Genomic DNA, 17,687 nt, shown 5'->3' on the forward strand with positions numbered 1-17,687 from the left:
TGAACCGCCCGGGCCGGGGTCGGTACAGTACGGGCCCGTTGACTTGACCGCGCAGAAGCGGCGGACGCGAACGTGGGGACCGGGATGGACGACGGCAACGGCGGGGAGCGCACCGCGGCACCCGAGCTGAGAACGCTGCAGCAGAAGGTCGCGTACATGGTGGAGAAGACGTTCCCGGGCCAGAGGGTCTCGGGCCGGGCCTTCGCCGAGCTGGTCAGGGAGCGCGGCGGCTCCCTCTCGCACAGCTACTTCTCCAACATCCTCGCGGGCAAGGTCACCCACCCGTCCGAGGACATCCTGAAGGCACTGGGCCTGGGTTTCGGCGTGGACTGGCGGTTCTTCAAGGAGGAGTCCGAGGTCGTCGACGACGTGGTCGCGGGGCTCCAGTTCCTCGCGAAGCGCCGTACCGGCGAGATCAGCGGCCTCGCGGGCCGGGGCGTGGACGACGCGGGACTGCCGGCGGAGCTGCTGGAGTTCGCGCTGTCGCTGCTCAAGGAAGCGCAGGGAGAGGGCCCTTCGGAGCCTCCGGCGGGCGGCGCCGGGGGCCGTTGACGAACACGTGGCCGCGCCCGGTTGGCTAAACTCGCCGATCGCAGGTCACACACGCGTGACTCCGATCAAGAGGTCCCCATGTCCCAGCAGTCCATGCGCGCACTGCGCAGAGAGTGCGAGGCCGGACTGGCCGCCCTCCCGATCCCGGCGCCGTTCGGCATCCCGGAGCTGGTCGCCAACATGGAGGCCGCGCGGGGCCGCCGCATCGTCCTGCGGGAGCTCCCGGACCGCCTCGCGCGCGTCGACTCCGCGTGCGGACTGCGTCTGAAGACCGGCGGCACGAGCTTCGTCCTGTACCGGCGCCGCCCCACCACGTACCAGACGCAGCACGTCATCCTGCACGAGCTGTGCCACGAGTGGTTCGACCACGGCGCGTCCCTCGACGCCGAGCAGTTGCGCCGCCTCCTGCCGGTCTTCGACGCGTCGCTGATCTCCCGCGTGATGGAGTCGGGCACCACCGTCCAGGCGCGCGCCCAGTACGACACCCACGACGAGCGGATCGCGGAGCTCGGCGCGTCGCTGATCCCGCGCATGGCGCGGGAGGTGCCGAGCGACGACATGGTGGGGCGGCTGGCGAACTCCCTGTCCCGACCGGTCGCGCACCGCCGCCGGGGCTTCTTCCGCCGCGACTGACGGCGGGAGGAGCGCCGGTGCCGCCGGCGTCCCCCGGTGGGCCCCCTCCCTCCCCCTCCCCCGAGGAAGTGAATTGACCTCCCTTGACCTGGCCGGCTACCTGGTGGCCGCCCTGATGACGGCCGTGGCGCTGTGGCGGATGCCGGCGGCGCTGTGGGGCGACGAGGAGGACCGGCGCCGCCGCGCCCTGTGGGGCTGCTACGCGGGGTTCGCCGCCGCCCTGTGGACGAAGACCCACGTCGTCCGCACCAGCCTCAACAACAGCCCGGTCGTCGACCTGGCCGTCCTCATCAAGCACTACACGGCGACGATCGCGATCCTGGCGATCCTCAGCTACATCGTGGCGATCTACGGTTCGTACCCGGACGGCGGGACCGTGCCGCGCCACGTGCGCTTCGCGCGGGTGATCCAGCAGGTCGCGACGAAGGCGTCGGTGGCGACGCTGGTCCTGCTGACCGTCCTGTTCTTCACCGTCGTCGACCGCTCCGCCCCCTCGGACCGCTTCGTGTCGGACCACGCCGGGCAGTGGGGCGCGTCGCTCTACATGACGGTGTTCTACCTGTACCTGGGCGCCGCGTCGGCCGTGTGCGCGTACCAGTGGGCCCTGGCGACGGCGAACGCGCCGCTGAGGCACCTGCGGGTGGGGCTCGGGATGATGACGGCGGCGATGTTCATCGGCGTCGGGTACACGGTGAGCCGGACGCTGTTCCTGTGGATCAGCGTCGTGGAGGAGCCGACCGTCGACTTCGCGCGGACCTTCGACAAGGCGACGGAGGCGGCGCAGGTCCTGCTGTTCGCGCTGTTCGCGATCGGGGCGTCCATCCCGGCGTTCAGCACGGGCTGGCGGCGGGTGCGGCTGTGGCGGGCGCAGGTCGCGCTCCACCCGCTGTGGCGGGAGCTGATGGCGGCCTTCCCCGACCAGCCGTTCGCGCCGCCCGCGTCGCTGGCGCGGGAGCTGACCCGCTTCGACACCCCGGCCGACCTGCGGGTCGACCGGTGGGCGGCGGACATCGCGGACGCGGTGGAGAAGCTCCGCCACCACGTGCCGGACGGGCTGCTCCCGGCGGCGCGCAAGGCGGCCGGCTCGGCGGGCCCGGTGGCGGACGCGTACTGGATCAAGGCCGCGCTGGCGGCGAAGGCGGCGGGCGCCCCGGCGGGCGAGGCGGCGGACTTCGACACCCGCCAGGCGGCGGACCAGGACGGCGAGGTGGCGTGGCTGGTGCGGGTCGCCCAGGCGTACCGGTCGATACCGGAGGAGAGCGCGAGGCGGTTGCTCGCATGACGGCCACGAACCCCAACCCGGACCCGTCCACGGACCCGGACGCGTCCACGGACCCGAACCCGTACCCGAACCCGCCTATGGACCCGAACCCGGACCCGGACCCGCCTACGGTCCCGGACCCGGATCCGGTCGTGACCGCGGCTCGGCGGGTGACCGACGCCCTCCAGCCGCGCAACGTCCTGCTCGGCGGCATGCTCGCCATCGGCGCCTCCGCGGCCGGCCACTGGACGGGCCTCCTGTGGGGCCTGCTGGGCGCCCTGTGCGCGGGCATCGTTCCGGCCGCGTACATCGAGTGGGAGCGCGGCCGGGGCCGCTGGGGCGATCGGCACGTCGTGGACCGCACCAAGCGCGCGCCGATCTTCTTCGTGATCCTCGGCTCGATCGGTACGGGCTCGGCGCTCATGGTCCTGGGCGGCGCGCCGACCGGCATCCTGATCGCCATGCTCGCGCTGTGGGTGATGACGGTGGGGCTGCTCGCCGTCAACACGGTGTGGAAGATCTCCGTGGACTCGGCGGTCGCGTCGTCGGTGGTGACGCTGCTGGCCTGCGTCCACTCGGCGTGGTGGCTGCTCGCGTACGGCGTGACCGCCGCGGTCTGCTGGTCGCGCGTGGCGCTCCGCTACCACACCACGGCCCAGACCCTGGCGGGCGCGGGCCTCGGCGCGGCGACGGCGCTGGCGTACCTGCCGGGGTGACGCGGCCTCCCCGCGCCGCCCCGGCCGCACCGACACGACCACCGCCACCGCCACGGCCCCGGCCCCTCCGGTCGCCCCGGCCCCGCGACCGGCACGGCCCCGTGACCGGCACGGAGGGCGCGGCGAGTACGGCGGGCCTCGCCGGGCCGTCAGGCGCCGAGGGAGCGCATGACCTCGCCGGTCAGGCGGTCGGCGTCGTCCAGGGCTGCGTGCAGGGACGCGGGCGAGGTCCCGGTGGCGGCGAACAGGGCGTGGGCGCGCGGGGCGAAACCGGCGGGCGCGCAGGCGAGCCGACCGGCCTCGTCCACGGCGCCCTTCTCGTTCAGCACCCAGGTCCCGGCGTGGGCGTGCAGGGCGTGGACGAGGAGGCCGACCGCGCGGAAGAGGCACCCCGCGACGTAGAAGGCGTCCCCGCGCGCCGCCCCCTTGCGGGCGCCCGCCAGGATGAAGGGCGCCTCCCAGCGGGCGTTGTCGACGAGGGCGTCCCGCAGGGGGGCCGGGTAGTGCCGGACCCGCTCGCGGAGGGCCGCCAGTTCGCCGGACGGGTCGGCGAGCACCCGCCCGAGGGCCAGCTCCCCGACGTACGCGTGCGAGTACACCCCCAGCGGGTGCCCGGCCTGCGCCCCGACCTCGTACCGCCCGGCCCGGCACTGCTCCCAGATCCGGCGCACCCGGTCGAGGTCCCGGTAGATCCAGTCGATCCGCCGCCCGTCCACGGTCAGCCACGCCCCGCCGTCCACCCAGGGCCCCCAGCCGCCGGGTTCCGTCACGTCGACGGTCCCGCCGGCCAGCTCGGCCGCGAGCACCCGCAGCGCGCCGGTGTCCAGGGGCGCCCGGTAGTACAGCCCCAGGTCGTAGTCGGAGTCCGCCCGTTCCGCCCCCCGCGCCCGGCTCCCGCCCAGGCACACCCCGACGACGCCCCGCACCCCGACCAGCCGCTCCGCGATCTCCGCCACGTGTTCCATGCCCCCAGTCTGGGAGGACCGCCCCGCCGCCCGCGACGGGTTTGTCGCCGCCCGCGCCGCGGTCTAGGCGCCGAGCGCGCGGCCCAGGGCCAGGCCCGCCGCCGCGGCGCCCAGGGACGCGGCGACCGTCACCACCGCGTTGAGGGCCGCGTACCGGGGGGTGCCCGCGCGGGTCAGGAGGAGCGTCTCGTACGAGAAGGTGGAGTACGTGGTCAGCGCGCCGCACAGGCCCGTGCCCAGCAGGGCGTACGCCGGGGCCGCCACCGCCGCGCCCGCGAGGACGCCCAGGACGAGGGAGCCGAGGACGTTGACCGTCAGGGTGCCCCACGGGAAGGCCGTGCCGTGGCGGGCCCGGACCGCCCGGTCGGCCAGGTACCGCAGCGGGGCGCCCAGCGCTCCGCCCACCAGGACCAGCAGCCACGTCATCCGACCGGGCCCGCCCCGTGGGCGCGGGGCGCGGCCTCCGCGCACAGCGGCCCGCGGTGCCGCCGGTCCGGCACCCCGCCGGGGGCCGTCCGCCACGCCACCGCGCCCGCCGGCCGGATCCACCCCGTCATGCCCGCCTCCTCCGCACCGGCGCCAGCAGGCCCCGTGTCGCCCGCGCCGCCACCGCGACCGCCAGCAGCGCCGCGACCAGCGTGCCCGCCAGGTACGCGAACGCCGTCAGGACGTGGCCCCGCTCCAGCAGCACGCGGGTCTCCAGCGCGTACGTCGAGAACGTCGTGAACCCGCCCAGCACCCCCGTGCCGACCAGGGGCCGCAGCAGGCGGTGCGGGCGCCGCACCTCGTCGAGCACCGCCATGAGCACGCCCATGAGCGCGCAGCCGGCGACGTTCGTCCACAGCGTCGCCCAGGGGAACCCGCCCGGCGCGGTGGGCAGCGCCAGCGCCACCCCGTACCGCGCTCCCGCGCCCAGCGCCCCGCCCAGGGCGACGGCGCCGAGCAGCGGGCCGTCGAGGGCGGCGGACCGGCGCGGGCGGACGCCACGGCCACGGGCCTCGCGCGCTCCGGGCGCGGAGCGGTCCTCCGGGGGCTTCGGGGTCACGGCCGAGCAGCCTAGTCGCCGCAGGGCCCGGTCGCGGCCGGTCCGGCGGCACCGCACACGCCACACGGGCCCGCACACGCCACACGGGCTCACACACGCCACACGGGCTCACACGGGCCCCGCGGGTTCGCACAGATCCCGCGGGTTCGCACAGGCCCTCCGGTTCGCACGCGTCGCACGAATCCGCACGCGTCCCGCAAGCCCGCACGTGTCCCGCAGGCCCGCACGCGTCGCACGAACCCGCACGCGTCCCGCGGGTCCGTCCCCCGCTGCGGGCTCCCCGCCCCGGTGGGACACTGGACGGGTACGACACGGAATCCACCTGCTGGAGGCGAACCCCCATGGCTTCCCTCGTCGTCGAAGACATGCTCCGCACCTACCCCGCAGACCTCGGCGGCGTCGACCGTCAGAAGCTCGTCCGCTGCGTCGAGGAGTGCACCGCCTGCGCCCAGGCGTGCAGTGCCTGCGCCGATGCGTGCCTCTCCGAGGTCCACCACCTCGACGCGCTCGCCAAGTGCATCCGCACCAACATGGACTGCGCCGACATCTGCCAGGCCACCGGCTCCGTCCTGTCGCGCCACACCGGTTACGACGCCAACCTGACCCGCGCCGTCCTGCGCGCCTGCGCCGTCGCCTGCTCCACCTGCGCCGACGAGTGCGAGCAGCACGCCTCCCGGCACGAGCACTGCCGCGTCTGCGCGGAGGCCTGCCGCCGTTGCGAGCAGGCGTGCGACGAACTCCTCGGCACCCTCGGGTGACCCGGTGGCCGGTGCGCGCCCTCGGGTGTCCTGGTGGCCGGTGCGCACCCTCGGGTACCCCGGTGACCGGTGCCCCGGGCGGCCCCGCGCCCCCGGGCGGCCCCGTCGAGCCCCGCCCCGCCGGGTCCCGGCCGGGCGGGGCTCAGCCGGCGGTGAGGAGACGGCTCACCAGGCCGTCCACGTCCACCCGCTCCTCGCCCTCCGGCACCACCTCGTACGTCCGCTCCAGGAAGCGCGCCAGCGACTCCTCGCCCACCGTGAAGTCGGCCTCGCCGCACAGTTCTATGTGCACGCCCGGCCATATCCGGACGTCGCCCTCCCCGACCGCGCGCCGCATCCCCTCCCGCAGCATCTCCCGGTCCAACCGCCACTCCGCGTACACGTATTCGCCGTCCGTGAACGCCACGCGCACCGCGTACGGGTCGGTCTCGTCATAGGTCATGTGGGCCAGCACCGGCAGTTCGTGAAGGCGCATGAAGAGCTTGTCGTGCAGGACCGCGTTCATGGGTTCCTCCCGGGGTTCTCGGGGCGGGCTCCGAAAGAAGTTCCCTCCCAGGTGCCCCCGAGGAGCGGCCCCTATCCTGCTGACCGCGAATCGGCCCGGACCGTGACTGATTGATCAACTATCGTACGTTCAGCGTGAGATGTGTCGCATGTCGGCTTTGGAGTTCTTCGGGGAGGGGATGCCCCGCCTACCGTGGGCGGGTGCCTTCCCTGACGCCTCTCGCCGCCGTCGCCACGACGTTCGCGCCGCGCCTGGCCGAGTTCGCCTTCGAGCCCGGCTTCGCCGCCGCCGTCGACCAACACGTCGCCGCGGTGCGCGAGCGCGTCGGCGCCGCCGGCCCGGACCTCGTGCCGAGGCCGCCCGACGGGGAGGTGCTCTCCGACTACGCGCTCGGTTTCCTCGACGCCCTCGCCGAGACCGGCTGGGACGAGCCGCCGGGGTACGACTTCGCGGTGTGCCGGCTGACGGCCGTCTGCTGGCTGATACACCGCTACGACCTGCTGGGCGGGCCGGTCCGCGACGGCGACCGCACCCCGGACGCGGTCCGGGACCGGGACCGGGAGCGGAAGGCGGTCCAGGACCGGGACGCGGACCGGGACGCGGACCGGGACGCGGACTGACGGCTCAGATCCGGCTCGCCCCGCCCGTACCGCGGCGCTCCCGCTCCTGCTCGCGCTGCCCGGACACCGCGTCCTCACGGCCGGCCAGGTAGGCCCCGGAGCCGGTGCGGGCCTTCGAGGACTCCTGCTCGGCGGCGCTCATCCAGCGCTCCACCCGGTGCCTCATCGGGACGATCGCGCCGCCGCCGACCCCGACGATCAGGATGCCGGCCGCCGTCGCGAGCACCGCGTACAGCACGGGCTGGGTGACGGCCGTGGCGATGCCGGCCTGGCTCAGCGCGGCGATCACGCCGAGTGCGACGATCACGCCCCAGACGACGGTCGCGACCGTGTTGCCGTACGAGACGCCGGAGAGGACGCCGCGCACGACGGTGCGGACGGCGTTGGCGATGGCCATCGCGACGACCACCAGGACCAGCGCGACCAGGGCCCTCGGCAGCCAGGCGACGATGCCGTCGATCATGCCGCTGATCGGGTTCGGCCCGAAGACGCCGAAGGCGAGCTGCAGGGTGACGAGGAGCAGCCCGTAGTAGACGACCTTGCTCAGGATGCCGGTCGCGTCGTACTGCGAGTTCGCGAGCGCCCGGGAGGACCCCGCGCGCTCGCTGAGCCGCTCGAAACCGACCTTCCGCAGGACCCGGTCCACCACCTTGGCGATGACCTTGGACACGAACCAGCCGATGGCCAGGATGACCAGGAACGCCACGAACTTCGGGACGAACTGCGCGACCTTCGACCAGGCGTCGGTGACGCCCTGCTGGAAGTCCACCGCGAGAACGGTGGTCGAGGGGTACTGGGTCATGCGTGGCCCTCCGCTCGGCGAGCCCCCCATGGGACGCTTACCCCTCCGGGATACCAGCGCCGGCCCGGCCGTGCTCCCCGGGCGGCCTCCGGCAGGGCCGTCCGGCTGACGACGGGGAGCGGGGCCCGGAAGCGGGTGCCCCGGACGGCGGGGCGGCACCACCCGGTCGGGTGGGTGCCGGGGGCGGTGGGGCGGGGGCCGTACGCCGGTTGGTGCACGCCGGGGAGCGGGGCGGACGCAGGGTTCCTACCGTGACGGAATGATCGTCGGTTCTTCGGCCCGCTTCGCCGCGGGTCTCGTCGCCCTCCTGCTGCTCGTCCTCCTCCTACCGTTGCTCGTGCTGTCGTCCGCCGTGTCGGTCGCCGCGCCCCGCCCGAGCGAGCCGATGCCGCCCCGCCCCGGCGCCCCCGCCGACCCGGCGCTGCTGCACCGGGACGGCACGCAGGTGCGGCTCCCGTCCGGCGTCGCCCCGCCGCCCGCCCTGTCGGCGCGCTCCTGGCTCGTCGCGGACGCCGACACCGGTGACGTCCTCGCCGCGCACAACGCCCACAAGCGGCTGCCGCCCGCCTCCACCCTGAAGGCCCTCTTCGCGCTCACCGTGCTGCCCAGGCTGTCGCAGACCGCGCGGCACACCGTGTCCGAGCGGGAGCTCGCCGGCATCGGCGCGGGCAGCAGCCTCGTCGGCGTGAAGGAGGACGTGACGTACCAGGTCGCGGACCTCTGGCGCGGGGTGTTCCTGCACTCCGGGAACGACGCCGTCCGCGTCCTGGCCGGCCTCAACGGCGGCTGGGAGGCCACCGCGCGCCAGATGGAGGCCACCGCCCGGGCCCTCGGCGCGCTCGACACGAAGGTCGTGTCGCCGGACGGGTACGACGCTCCGGGCCAGGTCTCGTCCGCGTACGACCTCGCCGTCTTCGGCCGCGAGGGGCTGCGCGACCCGGACTTCGCCCGGTACTGCGCCCTGCCGTACGCGACGTTCCCGGCGGACGGCTGGTCGTACGGCATCCGCAACACCAACCGCCTCCTCACCGGCGAGGACGGCGTCGCCCGCTACCCCGGCGTCCTCGGCGTGAAGAACGGCTACACCAGCGGCGCCGGCCACACCCTGATCGCCGCCGCCCGGCGCGGCGGACGCACCCTCGTCGTGACGGTCATGAACCCGCGCTCCGGCGGCGGGAGCGCGGTGTACGAGGAGGCCAGGCAACTGCTGGACTGGGGGTTCGGCCCCGGCGCGAAGGTCCGGCCCGTCGGGTCGCTGCTGCCGCCCGCCGCCGCGAGGCCCGTGACGTCCGCGGCACCGGAGGCACCGGTCGCGCCCGAGGCGGGCCGGGCGACGGTCGCGGGAAGGGCGCCCGGCGCGGCCCCCGCCACCGCCTCCGTGCCCGGCCCCGCCCCGGCCCCCGCCTCCGCCTCCGGTGAGGTGCCCGCCGCCGGGCCCGGGGCCCCGCTCCCCGCCCGTGGTGCGCCCGCCCGGGGCACCGCCCCGTCCGGTGGCGCCCCCGATGCGTCCGACCCCGCCGCGCCCCGCCCGGCGGCGGCGCGAACGGCGGTGGCGGCGGGCGCCGAGCCGTCGTCCAGCCCCCTGGTCCCCGTCCTCCTGGTCGGTTCGGCGTGCGCGGCCGCCGCGACCCTGTGGACGGTGCGGCGGCGCGCGGCACGCTAGGGGGCGCCGCCGGTCAGGCGGCCGGGTCGGCCCCGCTCCCGTACGGGCGGGTGATGATCTCCATGGCCTGGCGGGACGGGTCGAGGAAGTACAGTCCGCGCCCGCCGTCGTTGCGGTTGATCTCGCCGGGCCGCTCCTGGCGCGGGTCGGCCCAGAACGGGATCCCGGCCCGCCGGATCCGCTCGAAGGCCGCGTCGAACTCGGCCTCCGAGATCAGGAACGCGTAGTGCTGCATGGTGATGTGCTCCTCGGGGACCGTCGCGAAGTCGAGGGTGACCCCGTTGGCGGTCTGCACCGGGAGGAACGGCCCCGTCTCGGCGCCGACCTCCAGTCCGAGCACGTGGGCGAGGAACTCGGCGGACTCCCGCTTGTCCCGCGCGGCGACGATCGTGTGGTTGAGCTCTACCGGCATGGTGGAATGCCTCCGTCAGGCATCTCGCGGACACCTCCATGCCTCACCCGGTCGGTGACCGGCACGCGATGCCGCGCCGTCGAGCCTAGGAAGACCGTCCCGCGGGTGTCGAGCGCTTTTCGGTCAGCCCGAGCGCCCACCGCTGCGCCGACTCCAGCGGCCCCGCCGGGAACCGCCGCAGCCACAGCGACGACGCGACGAGCAGCAGGACACAGACCGCGGCCCACAGGCCCATCACCCACCACGGCTCCCAGCCGCGGCCCCCGCCGCCCAGCCGCGCCGCCAGCCCGAGGCCGAACCCGTACGAGACGAGGACGCACAGCAGGTTCTGCAGGACGTACCCGGACAGGGCCGTGCGGCCCAGGGACGTGAGGCCCCGCGTCAGCGGGCCCGGGCGCCGGACCCGGTCCACGACGGCGCCGACCAGGCCGATGTACCCGACCGCGACCAGCGGCGCCGCCCCGTACCGGCCCAGCAGGAACCAGTCCTCGCCGCCCGCCGCGCACGCCGCGTTCAGCGGCACGCCCAGGCCGAGGCCCCACCGCAGCATCCGCGCCCGGATCCGCCGCCCCGTCCCGTCCGCGCCGAACGCCCCCGCCCGCAGCAGCCGCACGCCCAGCAGGAACAGGAACAGCAGCAGGCCGAAGGTGAGGACCGGCTCCAGCCGCAGGGCGACGGCGTTCTCCAGCCGGAACGCGACCTGGTCCGCCCAGCTCCCGTGCGCGTACAGGTCCACGACCTCCGGCGACACGCCGTCGCCCCCGTCCCCGTACGCGACGAGCGCGGCCGTCAGCAGCCCCATCAGCGTCAGGTGCAGCCCGGCCGCCCACACCGCCGCACGGCGGCGGGCCCGCGCCGAGCGGGTCAGCAGCCAGGCGGTGAACAGGGCCGTCACGGCGTACCCCATGAGCACGTCCCACGCGAAGACCAGCAGGAAGTGCAGGGTGCCCTCGACGAAGAGGAACAGCGCCCGCCACCGGTACCGGCCCGGCCACGGCTCGCCGCGCCGCTCGGCCGACCGGTACTGGATGGCCAGCCCCGCGCCGAACAGGATCGTCAGCAGCGACAGGAACTTGCCGTCCGCGGCCAGCCGGAACACGGCCTCCGCCACGTCCCCGGCCGCGCCGGTCGACCCGCCCGGGGTCGTTCCGCCGGTGAGGACGCCCCACTCGGCACCCGGACCGGTGAAGATCCACACGTTGGTCATCAGCGTGCCCAGGATCGCGACCCCGCGCAGCACGTCCAGCAGCGGCATCCGCCCGCCGGCCCGGCCACCGGTCCCCCCGCCGGCCTCCGCCCCGCGTGCTCCGGTGCCCGCGGCTCCCGCAGGGCCCGCCGGCCCTGTCGGCCCTGCCGATCCCGTCGTCCCCGTCGTCCCCGTCGTTCCTGTCGTCATGCGTCCCATCGTCCGCAGGGCCCTGCCCCGGTGCGTCGTGTCCGGGGACGAACCGCCGCTGCGCCGAAGGATGTAGTCCGTGCCGCCGCCGGTACGGGTCCTCCTGCCCGCGACGTACACCCCGGCCGCCGCGCGCCCTGCTCCGCCCACCCCTCGGGCGGCCCGGCGGCCCGGCCGTCGTCGGCGGTGGGCCGGCCGTCGCCGGTGGCGGCCCCGTGGCGGTGGGGTGCGGCGGTGGAGACACGACGCCCGCACGCCGTGGCCGGCGGCCGTGGCGGCGGTGGGCTGCCGGGACGGCCGACCCGGGGACCCGGGGACCCGGAGATCCGGAGATCCGGAGATCCGGGGTGGGGACGAGGCGAGAGGAGTGAGGGACCACCGGAAGGGGTGAGGGACCGCCGGGAGGGGTGAGGGACCGCCGGGAGGCGTGAAGGGCCGCCGGGAGGAGGCGGTGGTGGCGCGGGGTGTGGTCAGGTCGGCGCGGTGGCGCGCGACGCGGGGCGGTGGGCAGGCCGCGCGCCGGTTCCCCGCCGCGCACCACCGCTCCCGGCGCTCATGCGGCGACCGGCAGCCGTACGTTCTCCACGAACGCGAGGAGGTTGGTCCGCATCCGCTCGATCCGTTCCTCCACACCGAGCGACTCCTCGTAGCGGGTGCGGAGCGCGGGCTGCCGCTTGCCGCGCACGTACAGCGAGCAGGCGAGGTCGGAGCAGACGTAGATGCCGACGGTGTTGCCGTCCCGGCCGGAGGCGCCCGCGCGCGCCGCGGCGAGCAGCGTGACGCCGGAGGAGGCGTGCCCGGTGAGGCAGATCCGGCAGAGGCTCGACTTCACGGCGCTGGTACGGGCCTTTTCCGGCACCCGCAGGGTGATCCCGACGGGGCCGTCGCCCGCCTGCCCCGGCACGGCGCCCGGGGGGAGGACGATGTGGGCGCGGAGGGGGGCGCCGGGATCGCGCCAGCCGAGGAAGTCCAGGTCGTCCCAGGGGAGGTCGGCGAAGTCGGCCGGGAGCTTGAGGCGGGCCGCGTCGCCCTTGGAGCAGTTCACGAAGGACGCGCGGATCTGTTTCTCGGAGAGGGGTTCCACGTGGTCCGACCGTACGGGACGCCTGGGGTGGTACGCATGTGATTTTCCGTTTGGTTCGCTTTCCGTGGGTACTCGGTCGCCATGAGTACACAGACGGCCGCCGGTTCCGGCGGCGGCACCCAGACGCCCTCTTCCCCCCAGCCGATCTCGCTCTTCCGGGACATCCAGGGCAGAGTCCGCACGTGCAGGCCCGCGCGCACGGACAGAGAGTCCGAGGACCCGGCGGCGCGGGAGTGGCACATCGTCCTGGGCGAGGACTGAACCCGGCCTACCCCGTCAGGTGCGCGTAGCTCCGCGGGTGCTCCGCCAGGAACTCCCGCAGGGTCATGGGCGCGTGTCCCGCCAACCGCTCGACGGTGTCGGAGACCGCGCCCAGCTCGCCGCGGGCGACCGCCTCGTACGAGCTGACCCAGCCGTCGACCTCCCACGGTTCGGCGCCGTACCCCGCGCGCGACGCGTACGCCTCGTCGCGGGTCTCCGGGACGTAGCGGACGGTCCGGCCGGTGGCCCGGGACATCTCCTCGGCCGCTTCGGCGAGGGTGAACGCCTCACCGCCCGTCACGTCGTACGCGGCGCCGTCGTGCCGCCCGTCGCGGGCGAGCAGGACCGCCGCGGCCACGTCGGCGACGTCCTCGTGCGCGACGGCGGCGACCCTGCCGTTCCCCGCCGGGCCGCGGATGACGCCGTCCCCGCCGGTCATCGCGGGGATGCCCGCGAGGTACCAGTTGTCGCGGAGGAACGTGTGCGCCAGGCCCTCGTGGGCGCGGACGTACTGCTCCGTGTGCCAGTGGTCGCGCGCGAAGGTGAAGGTCGCGTCGGGCGCGGCGCCCTGGAACGACAGGTACACGATCCGCCCGACCCCCGCCGCCACGGCCGCGTCGACGGCCGTGCGGTGCTCCGCCACGCGGCCCGGGCTCTCGTGCGCCGACACCAGGAACAGCGTGTCGGCCCCGTCCAGCGCGGCCCGCATCGCCTCCCCGTCCCCGTACGCGGCGGGCGGCGCCTTCACGGCCCCCGGCACGTCCGGCAGCCGCCCGGGGTCCCGCCCCACCAGCCGCAGGGGCACCCCGGCCGCGCCCAGCCGGTCGGCCACCCGCCGCCCGACCCGTCCACTGGCCCCGGTCACGGCCACGACGTCATCGCTCATACGGACCAGTCTCCGTCCCGCGCCGCCCGCCGGCACCCGGAGCGGCACCGGGACGGCCCGTACGATCCGCGCGGTCCGCCCGGCTCCCGTGATCTGGGCGTTCCGTCCGGCCCGCGCGTTCCGTGCGGTCCACGCGTCCGCGCGGTCCTTGTGATCCGCGCGACCCGTGCGGCCTGTGCGTCTACGCGGCCTGTGCGTCTACGCGGCCTGTGCGTCTACGCGGTCGACCCGGACCTTGCGGTCCACCCGGCCCGTGCGGTCCGCCCCGCTCGCGCGGCCCGTGCCGGCGGCCCGGCCCGTGCGCCCCGTGCTAAGACCTCCGCCCGGGGTGCGCCGGCACGTCCGGGCGCTACTCGGCGTCCCCGCCCTCCAGGTTCCCCTCGGTCTCCAGGTACACCTGCTTCAACGCCTCCAGCACCTGCGGGTCCGGCTTCGCCCACATGCCGCGGGACTCGGCCTCCAGCAGTCGCTCCGCGATGCCGTGGAGGGCCCACGGGTTGGCCTCCTGGAGGAAGGCGCGGTTCTCCGGGTCGAGGACGTACGCCTCGGTCAGCCTGTCGTACATCCAGTCCGCGACGACGCCCGTCGTGGCGTCGTACCCGAAGAGGTAGTCGACGGTCGCCGCCAGCTCGAAGGCGCCCTTGTAGCCGTGGCGGCGCATCGCCTCGATCCAGCGGGGGTTGACGACGCGCGCGCGGAACACGCGGGACGTCTCCTCGACCAGCGTCCGCGTCCGCACCGTCTCGGGGCGGGTCGAGTCGCCGATGTACGCCTCGGGCGCCGTGCCGCGCAGGGCGCGGACGGTGGCGACCATGCCGCCGTGGTACTGGAAGTAGTCGTCGGAGTCCGCGATGTCGTGCTCGCGGGTGTCCGTGTTCTTCGCGGCCACGGCGATCCGCCGGTACGCCGTCTCCATCTCCTCGCGCGCGGGCCGCCCGTCCAGGCCGCGGCCGTACGCGAAGCCGCCCCACACCGTGTACACCTCGGCGAGGTCCGCGTCGGTGCGCCAGTCGCGGGAGTCGATCAGTTGGAGGATGCCCGCGCCGTACGTACCGGGGCGGGAGCCGAAGATGCGGGTCGTGGCGCGCCGCTCGTCGCCGTGGACGGCCAGGTCGGCCTGGGCGTGGGCGCGGACGTGGTTCTCCGCGGCCGGTTCGTCCAGGGAGGCGACGAGCCGCACCGCGTCGTCCAGCAGCCCGACCGTGTGCGGGAACGCGTCGCGGAAGAAACCGGAGATGCGCAGCGTCACGTCGATGCGGGGGCGGCCCAGCTCGGCGAGCGGGATGGGCTCCAGGCCGGTGACGCGGCGCGAGGCGTCGTCCCAGACGGGGCGGACGCCCAGCAGCGCCAGCGCCTCCGCGACGTCGTCGCCGCTGGTGCGCATCGCGCTGGTGCCCCACAGGGACAGGCCGACCGAGGTGGGCCAGTCGCCGTTGTCGGCGCGGTACCGCTCCAGGAGGGAGTCGGCGAGGGCCTGCCCGGTCTCCCAGGCGAGGCGCGACGGGACGGCCTTCGGGTCGACGGAGTAGAAGTTCCGGCCGGTCGGCAGGACGTTGACCAGGCCGCGCAGCGGGGAGCCGGACGGGCCGGCCGGCACGAAACCGCCGTTGAGGGCGTGCACCGCGTGGTCGAGCTCGGCGGTCGTCGCGGCGAGGCGCGGCACGACCTGGCGGGCGGCGAAGTCGAGGACGGCGGCGACCTGTTCGCCGTGGCCCTCCGCCACGGACGCGACCGCGGCCGGGTCCCAGTCGGCCTCCTCCATGGCCTCGACGAGGGCGCGGGCCTTCGCCTCCGCCTCGTCGGCGGTGGTGCGGGTCGCGGCGGACTCGTCCAGGCCGAGCGCCTCGCGCAACCCGGGCAGCGCCTGCGTACCGCCCCAGATCTGGCGGGCGCGGAGGATGGACAGGACCAGGTTGACCCGCTCGGGTCCGGTCGGGGCGGTGCCGAGGACGTGCAGGCCGTCGCGGATCTGGGCGTCCTTCACCTCGCACAGCCAGCCGTCGACGTGCAGGAGGAAGTCGTCGAACCCGTCGTCGTCGGGCCGGTCCTCCAGGCCGAGGTCGTGGTCGAGGCGGGCGGCCTGGATGAGGGTCCAGATCTGCGCGCGGATCGCGGGGAGCTTCGCCGGGTCCATGGAGGAGATCTGCGCGTACTCGTCGAGCAGTTGCTCCAGCCGCGCGATGTCGCCGTAGGAGTCGGCGCGGGCCATCGGCGGTACGAGGTGGTCGACGAGCGTGGCGTGGGCGCGGCGCTTGGCCTGGGTGCCCTCGCCGGGGTCGTTGACGAGGAACGGGTAGATCAGCGGCAGGTCGCCGAGGGCCGCGTCGGGGCCGCACGCGGCGGACAGGCCGGCGTTCTTGCCGGGCAGCCACTCCAGGTTGCCGTGCTTGCCGAGGTGGACCATGGCGTCCGCGCCGAAACCGCCGTCGGACGCGGGTGTGGCGATCCACCGGTAGGCGGCCAGGTAGTGGTGGGACGGCGGCAGGTCCGGGTCGTGGTAGATCGCGATCGGGTTCTCGCCGAAGCCGCGCGGCGGCTGGATGAGGACGAGCAGGTTCCCCCGGCGCAGCGCGGCGAGGACGATGTCGCCCTCGGGGTTGCGGGACCGGTCGAGGAACATCTCGCCGGGCGGCGGGCCCCAGTGCTCCTCGACGGCCGAGCGCAGCTCCTCCGGCAGCGTCGCGAACCAGCGCCGGTAGTCGGCGGCCGGGATGCGGACCGGGTTGCGGGCCAGTTGCTCCTCGGTGAGCCAGTCCTGGTCGTGACCGCCCGCCTCGATGAGGGCGTAGATCAGCTCGTCGCCGTCGCCGGACGCGAGGCCCGGCACGTCCTCGTCGCCGAAGTCGTACCCCTCCTCGCGCAGCCGGCGCAGCAGGGCGACGGCGGAGGCGGGCGTGTCGAGGCCGACGGCGTTGCCGATGCGGGAGTGCTTCGTCGGGTACGCGGAGAGGACCAGCGCCAGGCGCTTCTCGGCGTTGGGGATGTGCCGGAGCCGGGCGTGGCGGACGGCGATCCCGGCGACGCGGGCCGCGCGCTCGGCGTCGGGAACGTACGCGGGCAGGCCGTCCTCGTCGATCTCCTTGAAGGAGAACGGGACGGTGATGAGCCGCCCGTCGAACTCGGGTACGGCGACCTGGCTGGCCGCGTCGAGCGGGGACAGGCCCTCGTCGTTCCCCTCCCAGTCGGCGCGCGAACCGGTGAGGCACAGCGCCTGGAGGACGGGCACGTCGAGGGAGGCGAGCGCGCCCGCGTCCCACGCCTCCTCGTCCCCGCCGGCCTGGGCCTCGGCGGGCTTGGTGCCGCCGGCGGCGAGGACGGTGGTGACGACGGCGTCGGCGCCGCGCAGCCGGTCGAGCAGCTCGGGCTCGGGGGCGCGCAGGGAGGCGACGTACAGGGGGAGGGCGCGTCCGCCGGCGTCCTCGATGGCTTCGCACAGGGCGCCGACGAAGGCGGTGTTGCCGCTCATGTGGTGGGCGCGGTAGTAGAGCACGGCGACGGTCGGGCCGTCGGTGGTGCGGGGGGTGCGCTCCAGGGAGCCCCAGGTGGGGGCGGCGGCCGGCGGGTCGAAGCCGTGGCCGGTGAGGAGGACCGTGTCGGACAGGAACCGGGCGAGCTGCTCCAGGTTGTCCGGGCCGCCGTGGGCGAGGTAGGCGTGGGCCTCGGTGGCGACGCCGATGGGGACGGTGGACGCCTCCATGAGCTGTGCGTCGGGCGCCTGTTCGCCGGTGAGGAAGACGACGGGGCGGTCCTGGGCGCGGAGCAGGTCGATGCCCTCCTCCCAGGCGCGCAGTCCGCCGAGGAGGCGTACGACGACGAGGTCGGCGCCGTCGAGGAGGCCGGGCAGCTCGTCGATGGGGAGGCGTGCGGGGTTGGCGAACCGGTACTCGACCGGGCCTCCGGCCGCGCGGGCGCTCAGCAGGTCGGTGTCGGAGTGCGACAGCAGCAGGATCACGGCGTGCCGGGCCTTCCTCGGGGTGTCCTCGCCCCGGGTGGTCGTGGGTGGCGGGAGTTCCTGACTCGCGGGACCCGGGGGCCCTGCTCACAGTGGCGGGACCGCGCCGGATTCGCACCGTGCTTCCTCCCTAGGGTCCTGGGACCCTGTGCCGTCTGCATAGTAGAGGCTGCGCG

19 protein-coding genes and 1 riboswitch are annotated in these 17,687 nt (G+C 75.2%); of the genes, 8 read left to right on the plus strand and 11 right to left on the minus strand.

Going from position 1 to position 17,687, the window contains the following annotated elements; translation table 11 throughout:
- Nucleotides 1–84 precede the first annotated feature (84 nt).
- From RND61_RS11120 to RND61_RS11135, 4 genes are all read left to right on the plus strand, one after another.
- Nucleotides 85–552, plus strand: coding sequence for a hypothetical protein (locus tag RND61_RS11120; RefSeq protein ID WP_315877690.1), 468 nt, complete (start codon nucleotides 85–87; stop codon nucleotides 550–552).
- A gap of 78 nt (nucleotides 553–630) precedes the next feature.
- The gene (locus RND61_RS11125; RefSeq protein ID WP_315877691.1) at nucleotides 631–1,185 is read left to right on the plus strand and encodes a toxin; all 555 of its coding nucleotides are present in this window, start codon (nucleotides 631–633) and stop codon (nucleotides 1,183–1,185) included.
- Between the two features lie 73 nt (nucleotides 1,186–1,258).
- On the plus strand, nucleotides 1,259–2,467 hold the full coding sequence (locus tag RND61_RS11130) for an MAB_1171c family putative transporter (protein ID WP_315877692.1): 1,209 nt from the start codon (nucleotides 1,259–1,261) through the stop codon (nucleotides 2,465–2,467).
- Between the two features lie 77 nt (nucleotides 2,468–2,544).
- Nucleotides 2,545–3,162: a hypothetical protein gene (locus tag RND61_RS11135; RefSeq protein WP_315877733.1), complete on the plus strand. Its 618-nt coding sequence runs from the start codon at nucleotides 2,545–2,547 to the stop codon at nucleotides 3,160–3,162.
- A gap of 149 nt (nucleotides 3,163–3,311) precedes the next feature.
- Here the strand turns inward: RND61_RS11135 and RND61_RS11140 are convergent, their stop codons facing one another.
- The 4 genes from RND61_RS11140 to RND61_RS11155 all read right to left on the minus strand — a co-directional run bounded on the left by RND61_RS11140 (nucleotide 3,312) and on the right by RND61_RS11155 (nucleotide 5,172).
- Entirely contained in the window at nucleotides 3,312–4,127 is an 816-nt protein-coding gene (locus RND61_RS11140) for a nucleotidyltransferase domain-containing protein (RefSeq protein ID WP_315877693.1), read from the minus strand.
- Between the two features lie 63 nt (nucleotides 4,128–4,190).
- Complete coding sequence (gene crcB, locus RND61_RS11145) at nucleotides 4,191–4,553, minus strand: fluoride efflux transporter CrcB (RefSeq protein WP_315877694.1); 363 nt, start codon at nucleotides 4,551–4,553, stop codon at nucleotides 4,191–4,193.
- The gene (locus RND61_RS11150; RefSeq protein ID WP_315877695.1) at nucleotides 4,550–4,684 is read right to left on the minus strand and encodes a hypothetical protein; all 135 of its coding nucleotides are present in this window, start codon (nucleotides 4,682–4,684) and stop codon (nucleotides 4,550–4,552) included. Before RND61_RS11150 ends, crcB begins: the two co-directional genes overlap by 4 nt.
- Nucleotides 4,681–5,172 (minus strand): FluC/FEX family fluoride channel, encoded by a 492-nt coding sequence (locus tag RND61_RS11155; RefSeq protein WP_315877696.1) that lies wholly within the window; start codon nucleotides 5,170–5,172, stop codon nucleotides 4,681–4,683. Before RND61_RS11155 ends, RND61_RS11150 begins: the two co-directional genes overlap by 4 nt.
- Before the next feature lie 341 nt (nucleotides 5,173–5,513).
- On the opposite strand from RND61_RS11155, the gene RND61_RS11160 reads away from it, so the two are divergent.
- Nucleotides 5,514–5,930: a four-helix bundle copper-binding protein gene (locus RND61_RS11160; RefSeq protein ID WP_315877697.1), complete on the plus strand. Its 417-nt coding sequence runs from the start codon at nucleotides 5,514–5,516 to the stop codon at nucleotides 5,928–5,930.
- 142 nt (nucleotides 5,931–6,072) lie between these two features.
- Here the strand turns inward: RND61_RS11160 and RND61_RS11165 are convergent, their stop codons facing one another.
- The gene (locus RND61_RS11165; RefSeq protein ID WP_315877698.1) at nucleotides 6,073–6,435 is read right to left on the minus strand and encodes an SsgA family sporulation/cell division regulator; all 363 of its coding nucleotides are present in this window, start codon (nucleotides 6,433–6,435) and stop codon (nucleotides 6,073–6,075) included.
- 200 nt (nucleotides 6,436–6,635) lie between these two features.
- On the opposite strand from RND61_RS11165, the gene RND61_RS11170 reads away from it, so the two are divergent.
- The gene (locus RND61_RS11170) at nucleotides 6,636–7,055 is read left to right on the plus strand and encodes a DUF6401 family natural product biosynthesis protein (RefSeq protein WP_315877699.1); all 420 of its coding nucleotides are present in this window, start codon (nucleotides 6,636–6,638) and stop codon (nucleotides 7,053–7,055) included.
- A 4-nt stretch (nucleotides 7,056–7,059) separates the two neighbouring features.
- Here the strand turns inward: RND61_RS11170 and RND61_RS11175 are convergent, their stop codons facing one another.
- A complete protein-coding gene (locus RND61_RS11175; RefSeq protein WP_315877700.1) occupies nucleotides 7,060–7,857 on the minus strand; it encodes a mechanosensitive ion channel family protein in 798 nt (265 codons plus the stop codon).
- A gap of 259 nt (nucleotides 7,858–8,116) precedes the next feature.
- Here RND61_RS11175 and RND61_RS11180 point away from each other — a divergent pair, with 259 nt between their 5' ends.
- Complete coding sequence (locus RND61_RS11180; protein ID WP_315877701.1) at nucleotides 8,117–9,520, plus strand: D-alanyl-D-alanine carboxypeptidase family protein; 1,404 nt, start codon at nucleotides 8,117–8,119, stop codon at nucleotides 9,518–9,520.
- Nucleotides 9,521–9,533: 13 nt separating this feature from the next.
- Here the strand turns inward: RND61_RS11180 and RND61_RS11185 are convergent, their stop codons facing one another.
- The 3 genes from RND61_RS11185 to RND61_RS11195 form a co-directional block, all read right to left on the minus strand.
- Nucleotides 9,534–9,932: a VOC family protein gene (locus tag RND61_RS11185; RefSeq protein ID WP_315877702.1), complete on the minus strand. Its 399-nt coding sequence runs from the start codon at nucleotides 9,930–9,932 to the stop codon at nucleotides 9,534–9,536.
- Between the two features lie 85 nt (nucleotides 9,933–10,017).
- Nucleotides 10,018–11,187, minus strand: coding sequence for a DUF418 domain-containing protein (locus RND61_RS11190; protein WP_315877703.1), 1,170 nt, complete (start codon nucleotides 11,185–11,187; stop codon nucleotides 10,018–10,020).
- A 694-nt stretch (nucleotides 11,188–11,881) separates the two neighbouring features.
- Entirely contained in the window at nucleotides 11,882–12,412 is a 531-nt protein-coding gene (locus tag RND61_RS11195; protein WP_315877704.1) for an FBP domain-containing protein, read from the minus strand.
- An 81-nt stretch (nucleotides 12,413–12,493) separates the two neighbouring features.
- Between RND61_RS11195 and RND61_RS11200 the strand changes: the two genes are divergently transcribed.
- Nucleotides 12,494–12,673, plus strand: a complete 180-nt coding sequence (locus tag RND61_RS11200) for a hypothetical protein (protein ID WP_315877705.1) — start codon at nucleotides 12,494–12,496, stop codon at nucleotides 12,671–12,673.
- A 7-nt stretch (nucleotides 12,674–12,680) separates the two neighbouring features.
- Here the strand turns inward: RND61_RS11200 and RND61_RS11205 are convergent, their stop codons facing one another.
- Entirely contained in the window at nucleotides 12,681–13,559 is an 879-nt protein-coding gene (locus tag RND61_RS11205; protein ID WP_315877706.1) for an NAD(P)H-binding protein, read from the minus strand.
- A gap of 349 nt (nucleotides 13,560–13,908) precedes the next feature.
- Nucleotides 13,909–17,511 (minus strand): cobaltochelatase subunit CobN, encoded by a 3,603-nt coding sequence (gene cobN, locus RND61_RS11210; RefSeq protein ID WP_315877707.1) that lies wholly within the window; start codon nucleotides 17,509–17,511, stop codon nucleotides 13,909–13,911.
- A gap of 36 nt (nucleotides 17,512–17,547) precedes the next feature.
- Nucleotides 17,548–17,678, minus strand: a riboswitch (cobalamin riboswitch).
- Nucleotides 17,679–17,687: the final 9 nt, after the last annotated feature.

The sequence above is a fragment of the Streptomyces tamarix genome (assembly GCF_032423885.1).
In the GTDB taxonomy this organism is placed as follows: Bacteria; Actinomycetota; Actinomycetes; order Streptomycetales; family Streptomycetaceae; genus Streptomyces; species Streptomyces tamarix.